The organism is Aciditerrimonas ferrireducens (assembly GCF_023130475.1).
Lineage (GTDB): Bacteria > Actinomycetota > Acidimicrobiia > Acidimicrobiales > UBA8190 > Aciditerrimonas > Aciditerrimonas ferrireducens.
In genome coordinates, this window is record NZ_JAKHEX010000007.1 from 19,845 (window position 1) to 42,456 (window position 22,612).

A 22,612-nucleotide genomic window follows, 5' to 3' on the forward strand; every position below is an offset into this window, starting at 1 on the left:
CTGACCGGGTCAGCGCCCGGTCGTCGAGGGCCCGAGGCCGCTCGCCTGGGCCACCGCCTCGGCCTTCCGCACCGCCGCCGGGACCGGCAGGTGGAGCTGGCCGTCCACCTTTTCGATGGTGCTGGCGAACGCGGCCAGGGTGTCGGTGGAGGCGTGGTCGGCCAGCGCCGCGTCGAACTGGCTGGCCGCCTGGGACAGGCTGCCGTCCTGGGCCAGCATGGAGCCCAGGAAGAGCCGCGGTCCAGGGTCGCTTGGATCCTCGGCCACCGCCTTGGCCTCCTCGCTCTGCCCCGCCGAGACCAGCGCAGGTCGACGTGCCCGCACCCCCGCGGCGTACTCCAGCCACCCGGCCTCCGAGAGGGCCTCCTCCTCGGTGGGCTCCAGCTGCAGCACCGCACGGTAGGCGGCCAGGGCGGTCGCTGGCTGCCCCTCCAGCAGGGCCTCCTCGGCCTGGTCCAGCAGGCGCTGGACATGCTGGCCCTTCGTGAGGGTGATGGACCCGGTCACCGGTTGCCCGGGCAGTCCGACGCCCAGGTCCGAGCTCACCAGGACCACGGCGGCCGCGGCGAAGCAGGCCAAGGCCCCGACGACGAACCAGCGTCGCCGCCGCCACCGCCACCGCCGCCGCGAGGAACCCCCCTCGGCCGACCCGGCCGCCGGCTCCTCGCCCCGAGCGGGTTCGTCCCTCGGGGTCGGCCCGTCAGCGCTCGGCGCGCCAGGGGCCTGGCTCGGGGCGGTCCCGGCCTCGGTTCGGCCCTCCAGGAGTCGCAGCACCTCGGCAGCCCGGGCCGTGTAACGGGCCCGGAGGGCCTCGTAGTCGGCCGGCTCGATGTCCCCGGCCTCCCGCTCCCGCTCGAGGTCAGTCAGGGAGCGCAGCAGGAAAGCCCGCTCCTCTTCGAGGGCCTGCCGGTCCCCCTCCCCGGTGTTCCCCAGGGCCACCTCGGTCCGGCTCACGGCCCGGGCTCCACCGGCCGGCCGGTCTCTGGCGACCCGTGGGTCCTGCCGTTCCCCGCAGCACCAGCCATGGCCGCCAGGGCCGCACGCACCAGGGCCTCGTCGTCGGCCTCCACCGCCACGGCCGCCGCCCGACTGCGCCGCCAGAGGAAGCCGCCGAGCGCGCCCGCCGCGACCACCCCGGCCAGCCCCGGTAGGACCCAGACCAGCAGGGTCGGCCCGCTCGTCGGCGGATCCAGCAAGATCGCCGTGCCGTAGCGGCTGATCAGGTACTGCTCGACTTCCGTCGGCGTCTGTCCCTCGTCGATCCGCCGCACGATGGTGTGCCGGACGGCGATGGCCGTCGGCGCGGTGGACACGGCCACCGAAAGGTCGTCGCAGCTCGGGCACTTGATATCCCGCTCCAAGGTGGCGATCTCCTGGGCCCGTGGGCTGCCGCTCGGCCGGTGCCAGCCGACGACCAGCGCCACGGCCACCGCGACCGCCAGGACGATCCAGGCAGCCCGCTCGAACGCGGGCCGCCGCAGGGATCGCCGGGGGACCTCCGAACTGGCCAGGCCAGCAGCGCTCGTCATCCGAAGCTCCGCTCTGCTCGGGCCAGCTGGCGGTCCAGGAAACTCGTGGTCACCGCCCCGTAGATGTGGGCCGCCACCACCCCGGTCGGGGAGATCAGGAACGTCTCGGGCGGCGAGGTCACCCCGTAGGCGAGGGCGATCTTCGTTCCCGGGTCCGTCAGGGTCGGCCAGGTGGCACCCTCGGCCCGCTGGAAGGCGGCTGCGGCCGCGTCGGTGTCCTCGAAGACCACCGAGACCAGCAGCGGGCCGCCGGCCTGGCGGTGCTGGTAGGCGAAGGCCACCAGCTCGGGCTCTTCCTCCTGGCAGGGCACGCACCAACTGGCGAAGAAGTTCAGGATGACCCAGCGACCCCGCTCGGCAGCCAAGGAGAAGCGCTGACCGGTGACGGTGGTCGTCGAAATCGGCGGCGCCTGGTGCCCCACCAAGGGGCTCAGGGCCTCTTCCGCCTGGTAGGAGGGCCGGGTGGCCAGCACCGCCACGACCGCCACCACGACCACCAAGGCGATGCCCGCCACCCACCGGGCGGTCCGCCGCCGGCGGGGCCGGCCCCCTCCGGGGGCGGGGGGCGCGGCGGTCGCCGAGGAGGGTGCGACCTCGGTGGTCATCGCCCGAGCCACCCCAGTCCCCAGGGCCGCCGCCCACTAGCTGCCCGGTCATCGGACGGCCCGGCCCGGCTGGTCACTGGGACCGGCGAGGCGTCCGGCGCCTCGGCTTCCTCCGCGACCAACCGCCGCCCTCCGGGCCCCGCCCCGGGCTGGAACGACGTCGGATCGGTGGGCCGGCGCCGCCGTCCGGGGAGCAGCGCCAGGACGGAGCCCACCACGAGCATGAAGCCCCCCACCCACAACCAGGCCACCAGGGGCTGGATGGTCACCCCGATGGTCACTGGCCCGTTCGCCACCAGGTCACCGTTCTTCGCCGTCGGCAGCGCGTCCACCGTCAGGTAGACGTCCCGGAACGGGGTCGAGGAGAGCGCTGGCGTCCCCACCGGGTCCTGGTCGTTCCCGAACGACGAGACCGCCGGCTTGAGCACCCCGTGGCCCGCCACCGCCACGTCCAGCTCCGTGGCGCTGCGGGCCGGGGTCTGGACCTGCCGCATGCCCAGGTAGGTGAGCCGCTGGCCGTCGAAGGTGGCCGACTGTCCCGGCCGCAGCTCCAGCTGGGTCCGGTGGGCGTAGGCCGTGGCCGCCGTCAGGCCGATGGCGATCACCACCACCCCCAGGTGCACCACCATCCCGCCGTTCGCCCGCCCCAGGAACCCCCGCCACCACCCCACCCCGTGGCGATGGGCCGCCCGGGCCGCCAGGACGAGCTGCCGGACGTTGGCCGCCGCCGCCATGCCCCCCAGGCCGAAGGCCAGCAGCGGCACCAGGCCCCGAACCCCAGCCGCCACCAGGACCAGCACGACCGCCCCGCCGAACCAGGCCGGCAGCAGCAAGCGGTGCCGCAGCGTCCCGGCCGTGGCCTTCCGCCAGGGCAGGGCCGGACCGATCCCCATGAGGACCAGCAGGCAGATGGCGATCGGCATGGTCATGGTGGCGAAGAACGGGGCGCCCACCGTGACCTGCTGGCCGCTGAAGGCCTCGTAGAGCAGAGGGAAGAGGGTGCCGAGCAGGATGACGAAGGCCAGCAGGACGAAGAGCAGGTTGTTCACCAGAAACGCGCCCTCCCGGCTCAAGGGCGCGTCGATGGTGCCGGGGGCCCGCAGCCGGTCGCCACGCCACGCGATCAGCCCGACCCCCAAGGCCACCACCACTCCGAAGAGACCCAGCAGCTCGGGTCCGATGGTCGAGTCGCTGAACGCGTGCACCGAGGCCACCACCCCCGAGCGGGTCAGGAACGTCCCGAGGATGGTCAGGCAGAACGTGGCGATCACCAGCGAGAGGTTCCAGACCCGCAGCAAGCCCCGGCGCTCCTGGACCAGCACCGAGTGCAGGTAGGCCGTGGCCGTCAGCCAGGGCAGCACCGCGGCGTTCTCCACCGGGTCCCATCCCCAGAAACCGCCCCAGCCGAGCACCTGGTAGGACCACCACGCTCCCAGCAGGATCCCCAGGGTCAGGCACCCCCAGGCGAACAGGGTCCAGCGCCGCGTGGCGACCTGCCACCCCTCGCCGAGCCGGCCCGTGATCAAGGAGGCCACGGCGAAGGAGAACGGCACCGTGAAGCCGACGAACCCGAGGTAGAGCAGCGGCGGGTGCACGGCCACCAGGACGTTGTCCTGCAGGAGGGAGTTCGGGCCCAGGCCGTTGCTGGGCACCGGGCCGGTGACGTGCACGAACGGGTTGGCCGGCCCGACCAGCAGTGCGAAGAAGAAGACCGCCACCCCGAGGGAGACCAACGTCGCCCAGCCCACCAGCTCGTCCTCTGCCCGCCGTCGGAACCGCCAGGCCATGGCCGCCACGTACCCCGCCAGGACAGCAGCCCACAGCAGGAGCGAGCCGGCCAGCGCCGACCAGAGCCCCGTGATGGAGAAGAGCAGGGGGGTCTGCCGGCTGTTGTTGTCCGCCACGTAGGCGATCCGGAAGTCGTGGGTCAGCAGGGCGTGCTCCAAGGCCCCCACGGCAATCACCGCTCCCAGCAGCATCAGCCAGGCGTAGGTCTTGCCGCTCTTGATCAGGTCGGGCCGGTGCCGCAGCAGGCCGACCGCCAGGACTCCCATGCCCACCACGCCGGCCACCAGGGCCAGCAGCTCGCCGGTCCAGCCCAGGGCCGCGTTCACCGCTGCGCGACCCCCGTGGCGCTCGTGCCCTTCGGCAGCGGCCCGTCCCGCGACGGGAGGTAGTTCCCCGTGTGGTCCACGATCACTTCGTGCGAGACGAACGTGGAGCCGACGAAGGTGCCTTGGACGATCACCGGGATGCCCACCTGGAAGAGCTGCGGTGGCTCCCCGATGTTCTCCACGGCGATCCGGTCCCGGCCCTCGGCCACCGTGAAGTCCACGATGTCGCCCTGGTGGTGGACCGTGCCCGGTTGCACGATCCCCTTCAGCCGGAACGTCCGACCGGCCAGCTTCGTCTTGTCGGCCAGGGCTTGGCGCACCGTCACGTAGTAGTCCAGGGATGTGCCGATGCCCTTGTAGAGCAGGAAACCGGCGGCGCCGGCCAGCACGACCGCCACGGCCCACAGCCGCCAGCTGGCCCGCCGGCGAACCCGGGGGGGCGCCGCCCCCCTGCCTGGCGGCGTCGGAGCCAGCCAGTTCCCGTCCCGGCTCCCCTCGGGCCCGGACGCCCCCGACGGGGTGCCTCCGCTCGGCGGGGCCTGCAGCTCGGTCACGCCCCGCCCTCCCGCCGCCGACGAAGCTCTGCCACTGCCCGCTCCAGCCGTCGCCGCCGGAAGGCCAACGTCACGCCGTAGACGGCCAGCACGCCCAGGGCCACGATGTAGCCAGCGTCGATGTAGCTCATCCCTGCCTCCTGGCGCTCGACGGCGCTGCCCACCCCGGCGTGTCCTGGGCCTGGAGCACCCCGGGCAGCACGGGCACGTCCCGGCCCGCCGGCTCGCCCGCCCCGAGCACGACGCCGCTTGGCACCTCGGCCCCCGGTGCCGCCTCGGCGTGCCGATCGGCCAGCGCCACCTCCAGCTCGTGGGCCTCCAGCTCGGCCCGCAGGGCTTCGATCCGCAGGGCGGTGGCCAGCATCCACGCGAAGACCAAGGTGAAGGCCACGAAGCCCAAGAGCATGGTGGCCGTGCCACCAGCTCACCGAGAAGTAGACGATCGGGACGTCGAGCAGGGCCACCAGGGCGGCGATGGCCGACCGCCGGGCCCGCGTGTCCGGGTCCGCCGGGACGCGCCGCAGCGCCAAGTAGCCGAGGAGCAGCACCAGCAGCAGGGCCGACGAGGTCAGTCGGGCGTCCCAGGCCCACCACACTCCCCAGGTCGGCCGGCCCCAGATCGACCCCGTGGCCAGGGTCAAGGCGGTGAACACCGCCCCCACCTCACCGGCCGCCGCTGCCAGCCGGTCCCAGAAGGGGTGTCGAGTCCGGGGCCAGAGCCACAGCACGCTCCCCAGGCCCAGCGCGCCGAAGGCCAGGTAGAGCGCCACCCAGGCCACCGGCGGATGGACGTACACCAGCCGCACCAGGTTCCCCATGACCTGCGAGGGCGGGGTCACCCACAGGCCCAGCCAAACCGTCAGGCCCGTGGTCACCACCGCCGCCAGGCCGACCAGCCGCACCGCCCACTCGGCCCGAGGGGACCACGGTCGCACCCCGGCCCCCTCGCCGGCCCCTCGCTCCTGCACGATGCTCCTCATGGCGCCTCCTGGATCGGACCGAAGACCACGACGCCCAGGGCCAGGTAGGCCAGGCTGAACGCCGTCAGCAGCGCCAGCCAAGGACCGTTGCCGACCACCGGGGCTCCCGACAACGCGCTCGACACATCCCGGCCCCGCAAGGCTGCCTGCCAGAGGTGCGAACCGGCCAGCAGCACCGGCACTGCCACCGGCAACAGCAGGAACGGCAGCAGCGTCTCCCGCCCCCGCACGCTCTGGGTCAACGACCCGTAGAGGGTGCCGGCCGCCGCCAGGCCCACCGTCCCCGCCAGCGAGGCCCCCACCAGCAGCCCGGGCTCCCGGATGCCCGCGCCGTAGAGCAGGTCCACCCCCACACCAAGCAGGACCTCCACGACCGCCAGCTCCACGACGACCGCCAGGGTCTTGCCGAGGAACACCCCCGGCGGTTCCAGACCCGAGAGCCGCAGGGTGTCCCGGGCGCCGGGCCCGGCCTCGATCGCCGCGCTCCGCTGCACCGCCAGCACGGTGAGGAAGAGCACTGCCACCCAGAACAGGCCAGGCGCCGCCCCGGAGAGGACCCGGTGGTCGGGGCCCAGGGCGAAGGCGAACAGGAAGAGGACCAGCGCAGCGAAGGGCAGCACCTGATGCAGCAGCACCCGGGAGCGCAGCTCGATCCGCAGGTCCTTCCCGGCGACCAGCCAGGCGTCACGCCACATCCCGGCCTCCTGGGCCCCCGGCCACCACCACCGGCGCCTCGTCCTGCCCCTGGCTCGTCGCCCCGGCGCCCCCTTCGGCCCACCCCTCGGGCCGCCAGACCTCCAGCACCCGGCCCCCGCCGAGGGTCACCACCTGGTCGGCCATCGGCACCACCGTGCTGAGCTCGTGGCTGGCCACCACCACCGTCGCCCCACCGGCCGCCGCGTCCTTGATCACCCGGTCCACCAAGGCCCGGCCCGCTTGGTCCAAGGAGGCGTGCGGCTCGTCCAACAGCCACAGGGCCGGGCGCCTCGCCACCAGGACTGCCAGGTCCACCCGTCGCCGCTGGCCCGCCGACAGGCGCCCGGCAGGGGTTCGTCGCAGCCGACCCCCGAGCCCGACCACCTCCAGCGCCAGGCCGACCCGCCCCAGGTCGCCCCGAGCCGCCCGCAGGGCGAAGCGGACGTTCTCCTCCACCGTCAACTCGTCGTAAAGAGCGGCCGCGTGCCCCACCATCCCCACCAGGTGCCGCACCTGTCGGCGGTCGCTCCGCAGGTCCACCCCCAGGACCTGCCCCTCGCCCCCGCTCAGCGGCAACAGGCCGGCCAGGACCCGCAGCACGCTGGTCTTCCCGGCACCGTTCGCACCGGCCAGCACCACCACCTCGCCCGGCTCGGCCACCAGGTCCACCCCGGCCAGAGCCGGGAACCGACCGGCCAGGGCGACAGCGCCACGGAGGCAGAGGGCGGGGGGCATGGCGGCCCTATGCTACGAGGCTCGTCCGTCGGCGCACCAAGCGCGCCGACGGGCCTCAGTGACCGGACTGGGCCACCAGGGCCATGTCGGCGTCCACCATCATCTCCACCAGCTCCACGAAGTCCACCGTCCGCTCCCAGCCCAGCTCCTCCTGGGCCCGCCGAGGGTTGCCGACCAGCAGGTCGACCTCGGCCGGCCGCAGGAACCGCTCGTCCACCACCACGTGCTCGGTCCAGTCCAGGCCCACCCGGCCGAAGGCCACCTCGCAGAGCTCCCGCACCGGATGCGTCTCCCCGGTCGCCACCACGTAGTCCGCCGGCTCGTCCCGCTGCAGCATCAGCCACATCGCCCGCACGTAGTCCCCCGCGAACCCCCAGTCCCGCTGGGCGTCCAGGTTGCCCAGGGCCAGCTTGTCCTGCAGGCCGTGGGCGATCCGGGCCACCCCGTGGCTCACCTTCCGCGTCACGAACTCCAGGCCCCGCCGAGGGCTCTCGTGGTTGAACAGGATCCCCGAGGAGGCGTGCAGCCCGTAGCTCTCCCGGTAGTTCACCGTGATCCAGTGGCCGTACACCTTCGCCACCCCATATGGGCTCCGGGGGTAGAACGGGGTCGTCTCGTCCTGGGGCACCGCCTGGACCTTGCCGAACATCTCCGACGAGGAGGCCTGGTAGAACCGGATCTCGGGGTCCACCATCCGAATGGCGTCCAGCAGCCGGGTCACCCCCAAGGCCGTCGTCTCCCCCGTCAGCACCGGCTGCCCCCAGGACGTCTGCACGAAGGACTGCGCCGCCAGGTTGTACACCTCGCTCGGCCGGTGCTCCCGCAGCACCCCGATCAGCGACGCCTCGTCCAAGAGGTCCCCGGCCACGATCGTCAGCCGATCCTGGATGTGGGCGATCCGCTCGAAGTTCACCGTCGAGGAGCGCCGCACCATCCCCACGACGTCGTAGCCCTCGGCCAGCAGCAGCTCAGCGAGGTACGACCCGTCCTGGCCGGTGATCCCCGTGATCAGTGCCCGCTTCGTTCTCTTCGCCATGACCAGCCACCTCGCCTTCCGAGCCGTCGGACCGAGCCGCAGCGCCGTTCGAGCCTCCCCGCCTCGGCCCGCCCCAGCGTAGAGGCCCGCCCGAGGGGCCCCGGACCAGCGGTCCGGCCCCGACCCCCCACTAGGCTCCCCACCCCGTGGACCCCGATGTCCGAGCTGGGCACCCCGCCACGGCTTCCCGCCAGCCGCATCCAGTCAGCGCCGTCCTCCTCGTGGCCCACGGCAGCCGCTCCCCCGAAGGCCAGCAGGAGATGCTCGCCTTCGGTCGTCTCCTCGCCGCTGCCGCCCCCGAGGTGCCGGTGGCCACCGGCTTCCTTGAGCTCTGCCAGCCCCCCGCCGACCAGGCCCTCGACGACCTCGTAGCCGCCGGGGCCACCCAGGTGGCCGTCCTGCCCCTCATGCTGGCCCCCGCCGACCACACGAAGTCCGACGTGCCCGCAGTCGTCCTCCTAGGCCGCCGCCGCCACCCCACCGTCCAGCTCCTGCCCGCCCGACCCCTCGGCACCGACCTGGCAGTCCTCGCCACGGCTGCCGCCCGGCTCCACGAGGCCGGGGCCACCGGCCTGCCCCTCTGCCTCGTCGCCCGGGGCACCTCCGACCCCGAGGCCAACGCCGAGGCCTACCGGGCCGCCCGCCTCCTCGCCGAGGCCAACCGCAGCCGCCTCGTCGAGGTCGGCTTCGCCGGGGTCACCTGGCCCACCACCACCGAGGCCCTCGAGCGGCTCGTCGCCCAAGGCGCCCGGGAGATCGTCTGCCTCGCCTGGTTCCTCTCCACCGGCCTCCTCGTCCAACGCATCTGGCAGGACTGCGCGGCCTTCAGCCGAGCCCGAGGGCTTCCGGTCCGGGCGGCCGGCCACCTCGGTCCCGACCCCCGCCTCGGCCCCCTCCTCCGGGACCGCCTCGAGGAAGCCCTCGCCGGCCGCGCCACCATGACCTGCGATGTCTGCGCCTATCGGGCCCCCTTCCCCGGCCTCGAGGACCGCCTCGGCCATCCTCTCGGCGTCGGCCGGTCCCACCTGGCCGCCACCCACCGCCATCACCACCACCCGTGAGCACCGCCGTCCTCGTCTCCTTCCGCCTCGGGGGGACCGACGGGGTCTCGGTCGAGGCCGCCAAGTGGGCCTGGGCCCTCGGCCAGCTCGGCTGGCGGGTCCGGACCCTGGCGGGCACCGGCTGCGCCGACCAGCTCCTCCCCGGCCTGGCCATCGACGCCGACCAGCCGCCCACGTCCCGCGAGCTGGCCGACGCGCTCGCCGACGCCGACCTCGTCGTCGTCGAGAACCTCCTCTCCCTCCCCCTCAACCCCCCCACCGCCCAGCTGCTCGCCAGGGTCCTCGCCGGCCGGCCGGCCCTCCTCCACCACCACGACCTGCCCTGGCAGCGCCCCCGCTTCGCCCGCCTCCCCCCGCCGCCCGACGACCCCGCCTGGGTCCACGTCGCCATCAACGCCCTCAGCCAACGCCAGCTCGCCCGTCGCGGCCTGCAGGCCGCCCTCCTCCGCAACGCCTTCGACCCGTCGGCCTTCGCCGCAGGCCGCCGGCAGGCCCTCCGCGACGCCCTCGGCGTCGAGCCCGACGAGCTCCTCCTCCTCCAGCCCACCCGGGCCCTGCCCCGCAAGAACGTCCCCGGCGGCCTCGCCCTCAGCGCCCACCTCGCCCGCCAACCCCTCCTCCACCGAGCCGGCTGGCGGGCCGTCCGCTACTGGCTCGCCGGCCCCCCCGAGGACGGCTACGGCCCCGAGCTCACCCGCCTCCTCGCCGACCCGCCCCTCCCCGTCACCCACGGCCTCCCCCCCGGCGGCCCCTGGGACCCCGCCGACCTCTACGCTGCGTCCGACGCCGTCGTCCTCCCCTCGTTCTGGGAAGGGTTCGGCAACCCCACCATCGAGTCGGCCCTCGCCCGCCGCCCCCTCGCCCTCGGCCCCTTCCCCGTCGCCCGCGAGCTCGCCGCCTACGGCTTCTCCTGGGCCCTCCCCGACGACTGGACCCCCGCGACCCACGCCGCCCTCGCCGCCGACCTTGCCGAGTGGCTGGCAGAGCCTCAGAAGTGGCGAACGGATCGGAACGAGGCGGTGGCCCGGCGACACTTCGCCCTCACCGACCTGCCCCTCCGTCTCGACCCTCTCCTTCGACGGGTCCTCGGCCGGTCGCCCCTGCCCTAGGCTGCACGCCGTGGCGGCGCTCCCCGACCCGGCCCCGCGGCCCGCCGTCGGCCGGCCTCCCAAGCGACTCCCGGCCCGCAAGCGGCGCCAACAGCTCCTCGACGTCGCCCTCCGCGTCTTCGCCGCCAAGGGCTACGCCGCCACCACCATGGACGACATCGCCGAGGCCGCCGGCGTCACCAAACCTCTTCTGTACCAGCACTTCGCCTCCAAGCGGGCCCTCTACCTCGAGCTCGTCGACGCCGTCGCCCAGGACCTCCTCCAAGCCATCGCCCAGTCCACCGCCGGCGCCGCCGGGCCCCGCCAGCAGGTCGAGGCGGGCTTCGCCGCCTACTTCCGCCTCGTCGTCCACCACGCCGATGCCTTCCGCCTCCTCTTCGGCAGCGAGGCGCCCGCCGACCCCGAGCTCTCCGACTGGCTCCGCCGGGTCGAGGACGTCCTGGCCGGCGCCGTCGGCAGCCTCATCGAGGCCGGCCTCGACGACGAGCATCGTCTCCTCCTCGCCCACGCCGTGGTCGGCATGGCCGAAGGGGCCAGCCGCTTCCTCCTCACCCGCCAGCCCGGTCGGGACCATCTCCCCCCCGAGGACGCGCCCGAAGCCGCCAAGGACCTGGCGGCCGACCGCCTCGCACGCCGCCTCGCCGATCTCGCGACCGGTCCGAGCGGTCCCCGCCACGACGACGCGGGGCTGTCGCACCTCGGGACACGGGGTCCGAGCAGCCAAGGACCGCGCTGGTTCACGGCGAGCCATCGGGGCCCTCACCAGTCGTTGTGGAGTTTGTGTGACATGTTGTGAAAAGACGAGGCCCACCGCTCATCCCCCCGCCCCGCCTCCTCACACCCGCGTCTTTCCCCATAAAGCCGATCATAATGGTAAGATTTTGCCGTGCTTCGCTCACTGCTGCGGTTCCCCGACCCGGTCAACGAGCTCGCCGCCCGGGTCGTCGCTGCCGGGGTCGTCGTCCTGACCCTCGCCACCCTGGCGGGCCAGGAGGGTTGGCTCCTCGTCCCCCTGGCCGCCGGCTTCTGGGCTCGGGTGGCGAGCGGCCCCCGCTTCAGCCCCCTGGGCCGGTTCGCCACCCAGGTGGTCGCGCCACGGCTCGGATCGCCGAGGCTCGTTCCGGGACGTCCGAAGCGTTTCGCCCAGGGCATCGGGGCGCTCTGCTCGACCACCGCTGCCGTGCTCTGGCTCGCCACCGGAGACCGGTTGGCCGCCACGGTCGTGCTGGTCGCGCTCCTGCTGGCTGCCGGCCTGGAGGCCGCCTTGGGTCTCTGCCTGGGCTGCCGCCTCTTCGCGCTGCTGGGCCGGCTGGGCCTTCTCCCCGCCACAGCCTGCCCAGAGTGCGCTGACCTCAGCCGCCGGTGGGCGGAGCGGGTGTGAGCCGGCGGGCCAGCTCGTCGACCAGCGTACGGATGCGGGCAGCCAGGGTCTGGTAGCTGGCGGGGTCCTCGGGGTCGGGCTCGGCGACCTCGTCCTGCTCGGAGAGCCTGGCCGTCGAGAGGTGTAGCGCGCCGAGCCGTTCGGTGAGGGGCGCGGGGCCGAGGGGGAGACGGGACGCCAACCAGGGGAGGGTGGCGGTCCGCTCGGCGGCACCGGGGCACCACTGGCGGACCCAGGCGACGTGCTCCCGGGCCATGGCCACGACGAGGGTGGCCTGGTCGAGCAAGGCAGGGGTGGCCTGCCGGGAGCGGTGGGGCGGCACCGGGAGCCCCAGGGCGACCAGGGCGTCTCGGGTCCGCCATCCCATGGGTTGCCCGGGCACCGCCAAGGTCCCGGCACTGGTCGCCTGGTAGGGCCCGCCGTGGGCGTCGAGCACCGCCGCCGCCATCACCGAGCGGACGGCGTTGCCGGTGCAGAGGAAGAGCACTGAGGGCCGGGTCACGGCCCGAGGCTAGGACCCCATCGGGGCCAGGACGCGCCCGTGCGGCCCGCCCCGGGGGAGGCCGGGGGCGCGGACCGCACGGGGTCGCCTGGTGGTGGAGAGGCGAACGGCCGGGTCAAGCGCCAGGCGGCACCGCCCCGGGGACGGGCTGCTGGGCAGCTCGCACCACCTCGCCGGCGGCCTCGACGACATCCTCGGGGGAGAGCTCGTCGAGGCTCCGGCGGGCGGGCTCGGGCACCAGCAGGGTGAGCAGGGCGCCCACCAGGGCGAAGCCCGCCGAGAGCTTGAGGGCACCAGCGACCCCCAGGTGGTCCTTGATGACGGGGAAGAGGTAGACGCCGATGAAGGCCCCGACCTTCGCCACCCCGGCGCTGATGCCATGGCCGGTGCTGCGGGCACTGGTGGGGTAGACCTCGCCGGCCAGCACGAAGGTCGTGGTGTTGGGCCCGAACTCGGCGAAGAAGTAGCTCATGCCGAAGAGGATGAGGAAGGGGCCGACTGCCGCCGTGATGCCGGGGATGACCCCGATGAGGAGGAAGGCCAGGCCCATGAGGGGGAAGCCGATCAGCTGAAGGCGCCGGTGCCCGATGCGGTCCATGGCGAAGGCCGCCAGGTAGTAGCCCGGCACCGCGGCGACCGAGAAGACGATGAGCTGGAGGGCCAGGGCCTCGGTCAAGACGTGGGCCCCGTGGCTGCCCAGCACGCTCTTCACGATGAGGGGGGCCGAGACCGAGTTGCCGTAGTAGGCGTAGTCGAACACGAACCAGGCGCCTGCGGTCCCGGCCAGGTAGAGGAGGTAGCGGGGGGTGCTCAGGAACTGCCAGAGGCCGATCCGCCGGCCAGGACCGTCGCTGATCCCCTGGAGGTCGGTCTGCACGGCACCCTCGGAGTAGGAGGCGACCGCCACGGCCGCCTCCCGCCGCTGGCCCTCCACCTTGGCCTGGTAGCGGGGGGACTCGGGCATGCGCCGACGGAGGAGCACCACGCCGGCGGCCGGCAGGGCACCCAGGCCGAGGAGGATCCGCCAGGTCACGTCGTGGTTCACCCCGGCCGACAGCAGGGCCAGGGCAGCGACGTAGCCGGCCACGGTGCCGAGGGCCTGCATGGAGAAGACCAGGCCGACGAGCTTCCCCCGGTTGCGGCGGTTGGAGAACTCGCTCATGAGGACGGCCGACATCGGATAGTCACCGCCGACCCCGATGCCGAGGATGAACCGGAACGCCAGCAGCCAGGCCAGGCTCGGGGCGAAGGCCGAGGCCAGGGCACCGCCCACCATCAGGGCGGCTTCGAGGCCGTAGATCTTCTTCCGACCCAGCACGTCGGCGACGCGACCGAAGATGAAGGCCCCGACGAAGGCCGAGATGAGGGTGATGGAGTTCACCAGCCCGGTCTCCGAGGAGCTCAAGTGCCACTGCTTGGCGATCAGGGTCGTGGCCGTCCCGATGATGAACAGGTCGTACGCGTCGGTGAAGAACCCCATCCCGGCGACCACCACCGACCGGGTGTGGAACCGGCTCAAGGGTGCTTCGTCGAGGGCGGTCGTCAACTGATCGGACACGGGCGCCCTCCTTCGGGGCGCTCGTCGCAGGCTCGGGACTTCCGGCCGTTGCCGCCATTGTCCGAGGCCCAGGTTGCCCCGAGGCGACCCCCGGATGGCCGGGGGGTAACGCCTGGGTGAACTCTTCGCGACATCGGGGCGGGGCCGTCGGCGCGGTGGTCGATCCGGGGGCGTCCGACCCGAACAGGCACCCATCCCAAGCCCCTGACCAGGGCCATCGCTCAGCTGGTGGGCTCGGAGTACCCTGGGGACGTGGCGGCGGACGCCGCCGCCAACCGAGGAGGACTAGACCGTGACCACCACCGCTGCCGCCCAGGGGGCCACCGAGCGCCGAGAGGACGACGCCCTGCTCCAGGAGCTCCGGGCCTGGCTGAAGGACAACTGGGACCCGGACCTGTCCGTGGGCGAATGGTGGGAGCGCCTCGGGCTCGCCGGGTGGGCGGCCCCGAGCCTTCCGGCCAACGCCTACGGCCGGGACCTGTCCCGGGCCGACGCGGTGCGGGTCGAGCAGGAGATCGCGGCCCACGGGGCCCTGGGCGCCCCGGGTGGCCTGGGTCTGTTGCTGGCCGCCCCGACCATCGCCGTCCACGGCACCCAGGCCCAGATCGACCGCTACGTCCGGGGCATCGTCACCGGCCAGGACGCCTGGTGCCAGCTCTTCAGCGAGCCCCAGGCCGGTTCGGACCTCGCGGGGCTGCAGACGAAGGCGGTGCGGGACGGCGACGAGTGGGTCGTGACGGGGCAGAAGGTCTGGACCTCGGGGGGACAGATCGCCGACTACGGGATGCTCCTGGCCCGGACCGATCCCGAGGCGCCGAAGCACCGGGGCATCAGCTACTTCGCCCTCCCGATGCACCAGCCCGGGGTCGAGGTCCGGCCCCTGCGGGAGATGACCGGGCGGGCCCTGTTCAACGAGGTCTTCCTCACCGAGGCCGTCGTGGCCGACGATGCCCGCATCGGGGACCTGAACGACGGGTGGCGGGTCGCCAACACCACGTTGGCCTTCGAGCGCGCCGGGCTCGGTGCGGGCGGGGGGTCGGCCGGTGGCGGCAGCGGGGCCATGCCGGGCTCGGTGGCCGGTCACCTCGAGCGCCGGGCCGGTGACTTCGTGGCTGGCCCGGGCCGGCGGGCGGCGGGCAGCGACGCCGCCGGCCCCGGCTCGTTGGCCCGCTCGGGCACCGCGCTGCTCGTCGAGGCCGCTCGGCGTCGGGGGCTCCTCGAGGACCCCGTCATCCGCCAGGGCCTGGTCCGCCTCCACATCCTGAACGAGCTCGGTCGCTTCAACACCGCCCGGGTCAAGGCCGCCCGGGAGGCCGGCCGGGACGTCCCCGGCATGCCGAACATCGCCAAGCTCACCATGAGCGAGGTGGTCCGCCTCGTCCGGGACCTCGGTCTCCAGATCCTCGGCCCCTACGGCACCCTCCACGGCTACAGCGAGGACGACCGACGCCAGCTGGCGGAGGCCACCGGCATGGCCGAGCTCACGGCCATCACCGAGGCCGCCCTCTTCGCCCAGGCACCCCCGATCTACGGCGGCACCGACCAGATCCAGCGGAACATCCTGGGCGAGCGGGTCCTGGGCCTGCCGAAGGAGCCCGGCCCGGACCGGGATACCCCCTTCTCGCAGCTGCCCAAGAACGCCTGAGCCGCTGGTCAGCGCCGAGGCGGCGGCCAGGGACGCCGGGCCTCGAAGTGGGCCACGCGGGCCACCTCGACCTCCAGCTCCTTGAGCCCAGGCACCAGGTGTCGCGCCGCGACGGCCAGCAGGCTGCCGGTGAGCGGGGCGGCCCAGTAGAGCCAGTAGGCGTGCCACTGGCCGCTCACCACCGCCGGGCCGAGGCTGCGGGCCGGGTTCGTGCTGGTGCCGGAGTAGGCCGCTTCCAGCCAGACCATCAGGCCGTACATGGGGGGCAGGGTGCACGGCGTCCAGGCCCGCAACCGGGGATGGGCGACGAAGACGACGACCGTGGCCACCAGCACGAAGGTGGTCAGGGTCTCACCCAGGTAGGCCGGGCCGATCCCGGCCGGTCCGGGCATCGTCGCCCCGTAGGCCACCTGCTGCCCGAGGGAACCGAAGGCCAGGAGCGGCAGGGCCCCGAGGACCGCTCCTGTCAGCTGTGCTGCCACATAGCCCAGCAAGGCGGCACCCGGCAGGGTGCCTTCGCACCAGAACGCGAAGGACACCGCCGGGTTGAGGTGGGCACCGCTCACCCTGCCGACCGGCGAGAGCGTCACGGTCATGCCCACCGCCCCGAACAGTCCGCCGGTCAAGGCCCGCCGGGCAGCCAGGGATGGCAGCACCGACGCCAAAGGCCCGTGGGGCGCGCTGGCCACGATGACCACCGAGAGACCCACCCCGACCAGCACGGCGGTGCCCACCAGCTCGGCGGCACACGCTGCCAAGAGGTGGCGGTGACCCACCGACCCATCCTGTCGCATGCCGCTCGCCGGCGGGGCGGGCCGACTGGCCGAGGCGCAGCAGGACCCTCTCGCCAGCCGGTCAGGGGACCAGGGGGCTCAGGGGATGTGGATGCCCGAGATGGCCCGGGCGATGATGAGCCGCTGGATCTCCGAGGTGCCCTCGAAGATGGTGTAGATCTTGGAGTCCCGGTGCCAGCGCTCCACGGGGTGCTCCCGGATGTAGCCGTAGCCGCCCATGATCTGGATGGCCTGCTCGGTGACCCAGACCGCGGTCTCCCCGGCGAAGAGCTTCGACATCGACCCCTCGCCGGCCGTGAAGGGCTGGCCGCTCCGGCCCATCCACGCGGCCCGCCAGACCAGCATCCGGGAAGCGTCGATCCGAGTCTTCATGTCGGCCAGCTTGAAGGCGATGCCTTGGTTCTCGATGATGGCCCGCCCGAAGGCCTTCCGCTCCTTGGCGTAGTCCAGGGCGTACTCGTAGGCCGCCCGGGCGATGCCCAGGGCCTGGGCGCCGACCGCCGGCCGGGACGCCTCGAAGGTGGCCATGGCCGCCTGGGACTTCGACCGCTTCCCTTCCCGGGCGCGGGCCAGGCGCTCGTCCAGCTTCTCCTTCCCGCCCAGCAGGCAGCGCCCCGGGACCCGGACGTTGTCCAGAACCACCTCGGCGGTGTGCGAGGCCCGGATCCCCATCTTCTTGAACTTCTGCCCCTGGCTCAGCCCCGGGGTCCCCGGGGGCACCACGAAGCTGGCCTGTCCGCGGGAGCCGAGTTCGGGGTCCACGCTGGCCACCACCACGTGGACGTCTGCGATGCCCCCGTTGGTGATCCAGGTCTTCGTCCCGTTCAGGACCCACTCGTCCTTGGCCTCGTCGTAGACCGCCCGGGTCCGCAACGAGCTCACGTCGGAGCCGGCGTCGGGCTCCGAGACGCAGAACGCCGCGAGCTGGATCTTGTCCGGAGTCCCGTAGCACTGGGGGCCCCACTCCATCAGCTGCTCAGGGGTCCCGTTCGCCGCGATCCCCGCCAGACCCAGGCTCGAGCCCAAGATGGCCAGGGCGATCCCGGCGTCGCCCCAGGCCAGCTCCTCGCAGGCGATCGGGAGGGTCAGCCCGGTCTCGTCGGCGAAGGCCTGGGCCATGAAGTCGAAGGAGTAGAGCCCGATCTTCGCCGCCTCCTCCACCACCGGCCGGGGGAACTCCTCCCGCTCGTCCCACTCGTGGGCCACGGGCCGGATGGTCTGCTCGGCGAAGTCGTGGACCCACTTCTGGATCTGGAGCTGGTCCTCGTTGAGCTCCATCGAGAACGGCTGCGGCATCGTGCTCTCCTTCCGACCCTCCCTGGGTCCCTCGGCCACCACCCAGTTTACCCGACGGTAACAAGGCGGGTGGGCCGGATCGGACCGCTCAGCGGGGTCGCAGGCGGGAGCCTTCGGGGCTGTCCTCGACCGTCCACCCGCGGGCCGCCAGCTCGTCCCGCAGGCGGTCGGCTTCCTCGAACCGCCGGGCCTGCCGGGCCTCGTCCCGGGCCGCCAGCAGGGCCTTCGCCTCCTCGTCGGGCTCCGTGCGACCGGGTCCAAGGGCGTGGTCCCCGAGGGCCAGGCCCAGCGCACCGGCCAGGCAGCCCACCGCCCGGGCCAGCCCCAGGGCCTCGTTCTCCTGCCCGGCGTCGGCCGCCTGGTGGGCCTGGCGGACCAGCTCGAAGATCCCCGCCAGGGCCCCCGGCGTGTCCAGGTCCTCGTCCATGGCCCGACAGAAGCCCTCCAGCGCTGCCGCTGGCACCCCGGCCCGGATGGCCTCGCTCGCCCGGTCGACCTGGGCGCCGGCCGCCACCGCCTCCGGGAACCGCCGGGCCAGGGCGTCGAGGCGCGCTAGGCCGCTCTCGGCGTCCCCGACCGTCGCCGGGGTCACCTCCAGCGGACGCCGGTAGTGGGACCGCAGGACCAGCAGCCGGTAGGCCCGGGGGTCGGCCTGGGCCAGGAGGTCGGGCAGCGAGGTGAAGTTCCCGAGGGACTTCGACATCTTCTGCCCCTCGACCTCCACGAAGCCGTTGTGCACCCAGTGCCGGGCGAAGGCCCGGCCCAGGGCGACCGCCTGGGCCCGCTCGTTCTCGTGGTGCGGGAACCGCAGATCCTGCCCGCCGCCGTGCAGGTCGAAACCCTCGCCGAGGAGGCCCAGGGACATGACCACGCACTCCGTGTGCCACCCGGGCCGGCCCGGGCCGAACGGCGAGGGCCAGGATACCTGGTCCTGAGTCCCCGGCACCTTCTTCCAGAGGGCGAAGTCGAAGGGGTGCCGCTTGGCCTCGCCGCCGGCGACCCGGGCGCCGGCCCGCAGGGACGCAAGGGGCTGGAGGGCCAGCAAGCCGTAGTCCGGCACCCGGCTCACGTCCAGGTAGACCCCGTCGGGGGCCTCGTAGGCCGCGCCCTTGGCCACCAGCTCCTCGACCAGGGCCACCATCTGGGGGACCCAGGCCGTGGCGTGGGGCACCTCGTCGGGTCGCTCCACCGCCAGCTGGGCCATGGCCTCCCACCAGACCGCCTCGTAGCGGGCTGCGACCTCGGTTGCCGGGCAGCCCTCCTGCCGGGCCCGTTCCAAGATCTTGTCGTCGACGTCCGTCACGTTCGAGACGTAGCGGACCCGCAGGCCCACGAACCGCAGGTAGCGGCGCAGGACGTCGAAGACGAGGGTGAAGCGCCCGTGGCCCAGGTGCGGTACGTCGTAGACCGTGGGCCCGCAGACGTACATCGAGACCTCGCCGGCCTGCCGCAGGGCGAGGGGACGGACCTGGCCCGTCGCCGAGTCGTGCAGCCGCAGGGTCAGCGTCGACGAGGAGGTCGGGCGCGCCGGGTCGCCAGGCACTCGGATACGGTAACCGCACCGTGAGCCCCCTCCGTCCCCGACCCGACCAGCCCGCCCGCCGCCCGGTCCTCCCCGAGCGGCCGGCCCTCGAGGGCCTGGAGGAGAAGTGGTCGGTCCGCTGGGAGCAGGCCGGCACCTACCACTTCGACCGCACAGCTCCACGGGAGGCGGTCTTCGCCATCGACACCCCCCCGCCGACCGTCTCCGGTTCGCTCCACGTCGGCCACGTCTTCTCCTACACCCACGCCGACACCATCGCCCGCTACCAACGCATGCAGGGCCGGGAGGTCTTCTACCCCATCGGCTGGGACGACAACGGCCTGCCCACCGAGCGCCGGGTCCAGAACTACTTCGGGGTCCGCTGCGACCCGTCCATCACCGAGGACAGCGGCCCACCCGACCGGGCCGGCCGGCGAGGGTCCGAGCCGCCGGTGCCGGTCAGCAGGCCGACCTTCGTCGCCCTCTGCCACCAGCTGACGGCCGAGGACGAAGGGGCCTTCGAGGCGCTCTTCCGCCGCCTGGGCCTGTCGGTCGACTGGCGCCACACCTACACCACCATCTCCGACCGGGCCGTCCGGGCCAGCCAACGGGCCTTCCTCCGACTCCTCCGGTCCGGCCACGCCTACTCGACCGAGGCCCCCACCCTCTGGGACGTGGACTTCCAGACGGCGGTCTCCCAGGCGGAGCTCGAGGAGCGGCCGCTGCCCGGCGCCTACCACCGCCTCCGCTTCCCCCTCCTCGGGCCAGCCGACCGGCCCCTTCCGCTCAGCCCCCCGGACCCCGCCGGCCCGGCCGTAGAGATCGAGACCACCCGGCCCGAGCTCCTGGCGGCCTGCGTGGCCCTGGTCTGCCACCCCGACGACCCCCGCTACCAGCCCCTGGTCGGCCAGCTCGTGGCCACCCCCCTCTTCGGCGTGCCGGTCCCGGTCGTCGCCCACCCCCTGGCCGACCCCGAGAAGGGCTCGGGCATCGCCATGGTCTGCACCTTCGGGGACACCACCGACGTCGTCTGGTGGCGGGAGCTCGCCCTGCCAACCCGGACCCTCGTCGGCCGGGACGGCCGGCTCCAGCCCGCCCCCTTCGGCAGCCCGGGCTGGGAGAGCCTGGACCCCGCCGGGGCCCAGCGGGCCTACGCCGAGCTCCAAGGACGCCGGCCCGAGGCGGCCCGCCGACGGATCGCCGAGCTGCTGGCCGAGGCCGGGTACCTGGTCGGGGAGCCCCGGCCCATCACCCACCCCGTCAAGTTCTACGAACGCGGCGAGCGGCCCCTCGAGATCGTCTCCAGCCGGCAGTGGTACGTCCGCACCCTGCCCCTCCGCCAGCGTCTGCTCGAGCGGGGGCGGGAGCTGCGCTGGCACCCGCCCCACATGCGGCACCGCTACGAGGCCTGGGTCGAGGGCCTCTCCAGCGACTGGAACATCAGCCGGCAGCGCTTCTTCGGCGTGCCCTTCCCCGTCTGGTACCCCCTCGACGACGAGGGTCAGCCGGACCACGACCACCCGCTGGTGCCCCCCGAGGAGGCCCTGCCGGTCGACCCCTCGGTCGACACGCCCCCCGGCTACCGACCCGAGCAGCGGGGCCGACCCGGTGGCTTCGTCGGGGACCCCGACGTCATGGACACCTGGGCCACCTCCTCCCTCACCCCCCAGATCGCCGGCGGCTGGGAGGACGACCCGGAGCTCTTCGGGCGGGTCTTCCCCATGCACCTGCGCCCCCAGGCCCACGAGATCATCCGGACCTGGCTCTTCTCCACGGTGGTCCGGGCCGAGCTCGAGCACCGCTCCCTGCCCTGGTCCGACGTGGCCATCTCCGGCTGGGTCCTCGACCCCGACCGGAAGAAGATGTCGAAGTCCAAGGGGAACGTCGTCACCCCCCTCGACCTCCTCGAGCGCCTCGGCACCGACGCCGTCCGCTACTGGGCCGCCTCGGGCCGCCCCGGGGTGGACACCGCCTTCGACGAGGCCCAGATGAAGGTGGGTCGGCGCCTGGCCATCAAGGTCCTCAACGCCTCCCGCTTCGCCCTCGGGCGCCTGGCCGACGAGGGCGCCGAGACCCTTCCGGGCCCCGAGGCCGTCCGTCACCCCCTGGACCTCGCCATGCTGGCCGAGCTCGGAGAGGTCGTCCGCGAGGCCACTGCGGCCTTCGAGGCCTTCGACTACGCCAGAGCCCTCGAGCGCACCGAGGCCTTCTTCTGGCGCTTCTGCGACGACTACCTCGAGCTCGTCAAGGCCCGGGCCTACGGGGAGCCCGGGGCCACGACCCCGGACCCCGAGGCCAGCCGGTCGGCCCGGGCCGCCCTGGGCCTGGCCCTCTCGATCCTCCTCCGGCTCCTCGCCCCCTTCCAGCCCTTCGTCACCGAGGAGGTCTGGTCCTGGTGGCACGACCAGGACGCCTCCATCCACCGGGCCCCCTGGCCTCGCCTCGAGGAGCTGCCGGTGGCTGCCCGGGAGGCCTCCGCGGCCGACGGCCAGGGGACCTTGGCCCTCGCCAGCTGGGTCCTCGGGGCGATCCGCCGGGCGAAGACCGATGCCCGCCGCTCGATGCGCTCGCCGGTCGCCCAGGCGGTGGTCCGCCACCGGCCGGAGGCCCTGGCCGCCTTGGACCCGGCCCTCGCCGACCTTCGGGAGGCAGGCGCCGTTCTCGAGCTGCGCACCGAAGCCCTCCCGGACGGCCAGGAGCCGGCCGTGGCCGTCGAGCTGGCCGAGCTCAGCGAACCATGACCCGGCGGGCCGCCAGCAGGAACGGCAGGGCGGCCACCGCCAGCACCACCGCCTCCAGCCACAGGGGCTGCCCCGGCCGACCCAGGAGCGCCAGGTGCAGGTCCTCGACCGGCGCAGCGGCCAGCTTCCTCGGGTCCAGGAACCCCGGCAGGTAGACCGCCGCCAGCAGGCCGGCGATCCCGGCCAAGGGGGCCATGAGCAGGGGACCCGAGGCGGCCACCACCATCCCGGCCACCGCCAGGGCCAGGACCACGGTGCCCGCGGCGGCGCCCGCGGGCAGGTAGACCGCCGACACCACCCCCACCAAGGCCACCAGCAGGGCCAGCAGGACCCGCAGCCAGCGGACCGCCCGGGCCGCGGCCACCAAGCCCCACGCGGCCACCCCCGGCACGAGCACCCCGACCAGCGCGCTCAGCCCGAGCACCACCCGTCGGGACGCCCCGTGACGAGCCGCGTCGTGCACCAGGGTCAGCCCACCGGTGTGGACGATCCGAAGGCTGGTCTGCGCCAAGGTGAAGGCCGCGCCCGCAAGATAGGGGACCTTGCCCAGGCCGACCGCCACTCCGAGCAGCCCGCCCACGATCAGCCAGATCCTGGTCCCCATGGCCCGTCCCCTCGCGCGCCCGCCGGCCCGGGCCTGCCTGCCGCTGCCTTCGAGCCCCGAGGCCGGTCCGGGGTCCGCCTAGCATGACCCACCCCGCCCGGCGAGCGGGGGATCTCCCTCGGCGCGCTGCCAGGATCCGCCGACCCTCGC

General features: G+C 73.8%; 21 protein-coding genes. 6 read left to right on the plus strand and 15 right to left on the minus strand.

Translation table 11 applies throughout. The features are described 5' to 3' along the window. Nucleotides 1–9 precede the first annotated feature (9 nt). Genes Acit_RS05935 through gmd form a run of 9 tightly spaced genes read right to left on the minus strand, consistent with a single transcriptional unit; the run spans nt 10 to nt 8,249 of the window. Entirely contained in the window at nt 10–954 is a 945-nt protein-coding gene (locus tag Acit_RS05935) for a tetratricopeptide repeat protein (RefSeq protein ID WP_248106894.1), read from the minus strand. Continuing rightward, nucleotides 951–1,529, minus strand: coding sequence for a cytochrome c-type biogenesis protein (locus Acit_RS05940; RefSeq protein WP_248106896.1), 579 nt, complete (start codon nt 1,527–1,529; stop codon nt 951–953). Before Acit_RS05940 ends, Acit_RS05935 begins: the two co-directional genes overlap by 4 nt. Then, a complete protein-coding gene (locus Acit_RS05945) occupies nt 1,526–2,134 on the minus strand; it encodes a TlpA family protein disulfide reductase (RefSeq protein ID WP_248106898.1) in 609 nt (202 codons plus the stop codon). Before Acit_RS05945 ends, Acit_RS05940 begins: the two co-directional genes overlap by 4 nt. Beyond that, nucleotides 2,131–4,248, minus strand: a complete 2,118-nt coding sequence (locus tag Acit_RS05950) for a heme lyase CcmF/NrfE family subunit (RefSeq protein WP_248106899.1) — start codon at nt 4,246–4,248, stop codon at nt 2,131–2,133. The genes Acit_RS05945 and Acit_RS05950 overlap by 4 nt, the downstream gene beginning before the upstream one ends. Beyond that, a complete protein-coding gene (locus Acit_RS05955; RefSeq protein ID WP_248106902.1) occupies nt 4,245–4,802 on the minus strand; it encodes a cytochrome c maturation protein CcmE in 558 nt (185 codons plus the stop codon). Before Acit_RS05955 ends, Acit_RS05950 begins: the two co-directional genes overlap by 4 nt. Further along, the gene (gene ccsA / locus Acit_RS05960) at nt 4,799–5,782 is read right to left on the minus strand and encodes a cytochrome c biogenesis protein CcsA (RefSeq protein ID WP_248106904.1); all 984 of its coding nucleotides are present in this window, start codon (nt 5,780–5,782) and stop codon (nt 4,799–4,801) included. Before ccsA ends, Acit_RS05955 begins: the two co-directional genes overlap by 4 nt. After that, a complete protein-coding gene (locus tag Acit_RS05965) occupies nt 5,779–6,477 on the minus strand; it encodes a heme exporter protein CcmB (RefSeq protein WP_248106906.1) in 699 nt (232 codons plus the stop codon). Before Acit_RS05965 ends, ccsA begins: the two co-directional genes overlap by 4 nt. Then, the gene (ccmA, locus tag Acit_RS05970; RefSeq protein WP_248106908.1) at nt 6,467–7,213 is read right to left on the minus strand and encodes a heme ABC exporter ATP-binding protein CcmA; all 747 of its coding nucleotides are present in this window, start codon (nt 7,211–7,213) and stop codon (nt 6,467–6,469) included. Before ccmA ends, Acit_RS05965 begins: the two co-directional genes overlap by 11 nt. Nucleotides 7,214–7,268: 55 nt before the next feature. Beyond that, complete coding sequence (gene gmd / locus Acit_RS05975; protein WP_248106910.1) at nt 7,269–8,249, minus strand: GDP-mannose 4,6-dehydratase; 981 nt, start codon at nt 8,247–8,249, stop codon at nt 7,269–7,271. A gap of 146 nt (nt 8,250–8,395) precedes the next feature. Here gmd and Acit_RS13560 point away from each other — a divergent pair, with 146 nt between their 5' ends. The 4 genes from Acit_RS13560 (at nt 8,396) to Acit_RS06000 (ending at nt 11,800) form a co-directional block, all read left to right on the plus strand. Further along, on the plus strand, nt 8,396–9,310 hold the full coding sequence (locus tag Acit_RS13560) for a sirohydrochlorin chelatase (protein WP_312709898.1): 915 nt from the start codon (nt 8,396–8,398) through the stop codon (nt 9,308–9,310). Continuing rightward, the gene (locus tag Acit_RS13565; protein WP_248106912.1) at nt 9,307–10,419 is read left to right on the plus strand and encodes a glycosyltransferase family protein; all 1,113 of its coding nucleotides are present in this window, start codon (nt 9,307–9,309) and stop codon (nt 10,417–10,419) included. The genes Acit_RS13560 and Acit_RS13565 overlap by 4 nt, the downstream gene beginning before the upstream one ends. Nucleotides 10,420–10,429: 10 nt before the next feature. Continuing rightward, on the plus strand, nt 10,430–11,215 hold the full coding sequence (locus Acit_RS05995; protein WP_248106914.1) for a TetR/AcrR family transcriptional regulator: 786 nt from the start codon (nt 10,430–10,432) through the stop codon (nt 11,213–11,215). 90 nt (nt 11,216–11,305) lie between these two features. Next, nucleotides 11,306–11,800 carry a DUF4395 domain-containing protein gene (locus Acit_RS06000; RefSeq protein ID WP_248106916.1) on the plus strand — a complete coding sequence of 165 codons (495 nt, stop codon included), beginning with the start codon at nt 11,306–11,308 and terminating at the stop codon, nt 11,798–11,800. Here Acit_RS06000 and Acit_RS06005 read toward each other — a convergent pair. Beyond that, the gene (locus tag Acit_RS06005; protein WP_248106918.1) at nt 11,772–12,302 is read right to left on the minus strand and encodes an arsenate reductase/protein-tyrosine-phosphatase family protein; all 531 of its coding nucleotides are present in this window, start codon (nt 12,300–12,302) and stop codon (nt 11,772–11,774) included. The genes Acit_RS06000 and Acit_RS06005 overlap by 29 nt on opposite strands. A 115-nt stretch (nt 12,303–12,417) precedes the next feature. After that, complete coding sequence (locus tag Acit_RS06010) at nt 12,418–13,860, minus strand: MFS transporter (protein WP_248106920.1); 1,443 nt, start codon at nt 13,858–13,860, stop codon at nt 12,418–12,420. A 292-nt stretch (nt 13,861–14,152) separates the two neighbouring features. On the opposite strand from Acit_RS06010, the gene Acit_RS06015 reads away from it, so the two are divergent. Next, a complete protein-coding gene (locus Acit_RS06015; RefSeq protein ID WP_248106922.1) occupies nt 14,153–15,505 on the plus strand; it encodes an acyl-CoA dehydrogenase family protein in 1,353 nt (450 codons plus the stop codon). An 8-nt stretch (nt 15,506–15,513) separates the two neighbouring features. Here the strand turns inward: Acit_RS06015 and Acit_RS06020 are convergent, their stop codons facing one another. The 3 genes from Acit_RS06020 to cysS all read right to left on the minus strand — a co-directional run bounded on the left by Acit_RS06020 (nt 15,514) and on the right by cysS (nt 19,138). Continuing rightward, entirely contained in the window at nt 15,514–16,281 is a 768-nt protein-coding gene (locus Acit_RS06020) for an aquaporin (RefSeq protein WP_248106923.1), read from the minus strand. A 96-nt stretch (nt 16,282–16,377) separates the two neighbouring features. After that, entirely contained in the window at nt 16,378–17,595 is a 1,218-nt protein-coding gene (locus tag Acit_RS06025) for an acyl-CoA dehydrogenase family protein (protein ID WP_248106926.1), read from the minus strand. An 88-nt stretch (nt 17,596–17,683) separates the two neighbouring features. After that, nucleotides 17,684–19,138 (minus strand): cysteine--tRNA ligase, encoded by a 1,455-nt coding sequence (gene cysS, locus Acit_RS06030; protein WP_248106928.1) that lies wholly within the window; start codon nt 19,136–19,138, stop codon nt 17,684–17,686. A gap of 20 nt (nt 19,139–19,158) precedes the next feature. Here cysS and valS point away from each other — a divergent pair, with 20 nt between their 5' ends. Then, entirely contained in the window at nt 19,159–21,858 is a 2,700-nt protein-coding gene (valS, locus tag Acit_RS06035) for a valine--tRNA ligase (protein ID WP_248106931.1), read from the plus strand. Here the strand turns inward: valS and Acit_RS06040 are convergent. Then, complete coding sequence (locus Acit_RS06040; protein WP_248106933.1) at nt 21,845–22,462, minus strand: hypothetical protein; 618 nt, start codon at nt 22,460–22,462, stop codon at nt 21,845–21,847. The two genes, valS and Acit_RS06040, sit on opposite strands and share 14 nt — an antisense overlap. Nucleotides 22,463–22,612 lie beyond the last annotated feature (150 nt).

Coding starts and splice junctions, on each gene's coding strand:
- gmd (WP_248106910.1), bottom strand. CDS start 8,249: ATGGCGAAGAGAACGAAGCGGGCACTGATCACGGGGATCACCGGCCAG.
- Acit_RS06040 (WP_248106933.1), bottom strand. CDS start 22,462: ATGGGGACCAGGATCTGGCTGATCGTGGGCGGGCTGCTCGGAGTGGCG.
- Acit_RS05940 (WP_248106896.1), bottom strand. CDS start 1,529: ATGACGAGCGCTGCTGGCCTGGCCAGTTCGGAGGTCCCCCGGCGATCC.
- Acit_RS06025 (WP_248106926.1), bottom strand. CDS start 17,595: ATGCCGCAGCCGTTCTCGATGGAGCTCAACGAGGACCAGCTCCAGATC.
- Acit_RS05965 (WP_248106906.1), bottom strand. CDS start 6,477: ATGTGGCGTGACGCCTGGCTGGTCGCCGGGAAGGACCTGCGGATCGAG.
- Acit_RS05945 (WP_248106898.1), bottom strand. CDS start 2,134: ATGACCACCGAGGTCGCACCCTCCTCGGCGACCGCCGCGCCCCCCGCC.
- ccmA (WP_248106908.1), bottom strand. CDS start 7,213: ATGCCCCCCGCCCTCTGCCTCCGTGGCGCTGTCGCCCTGGCCGGTCGG.
- ccsA (WP_248106904.1), bottom strand. CDS start 5,782: ATGAGGAGCATCGTGCAGGAGCGAGGGGCCGGCGAGGGGGCCGGGGTG.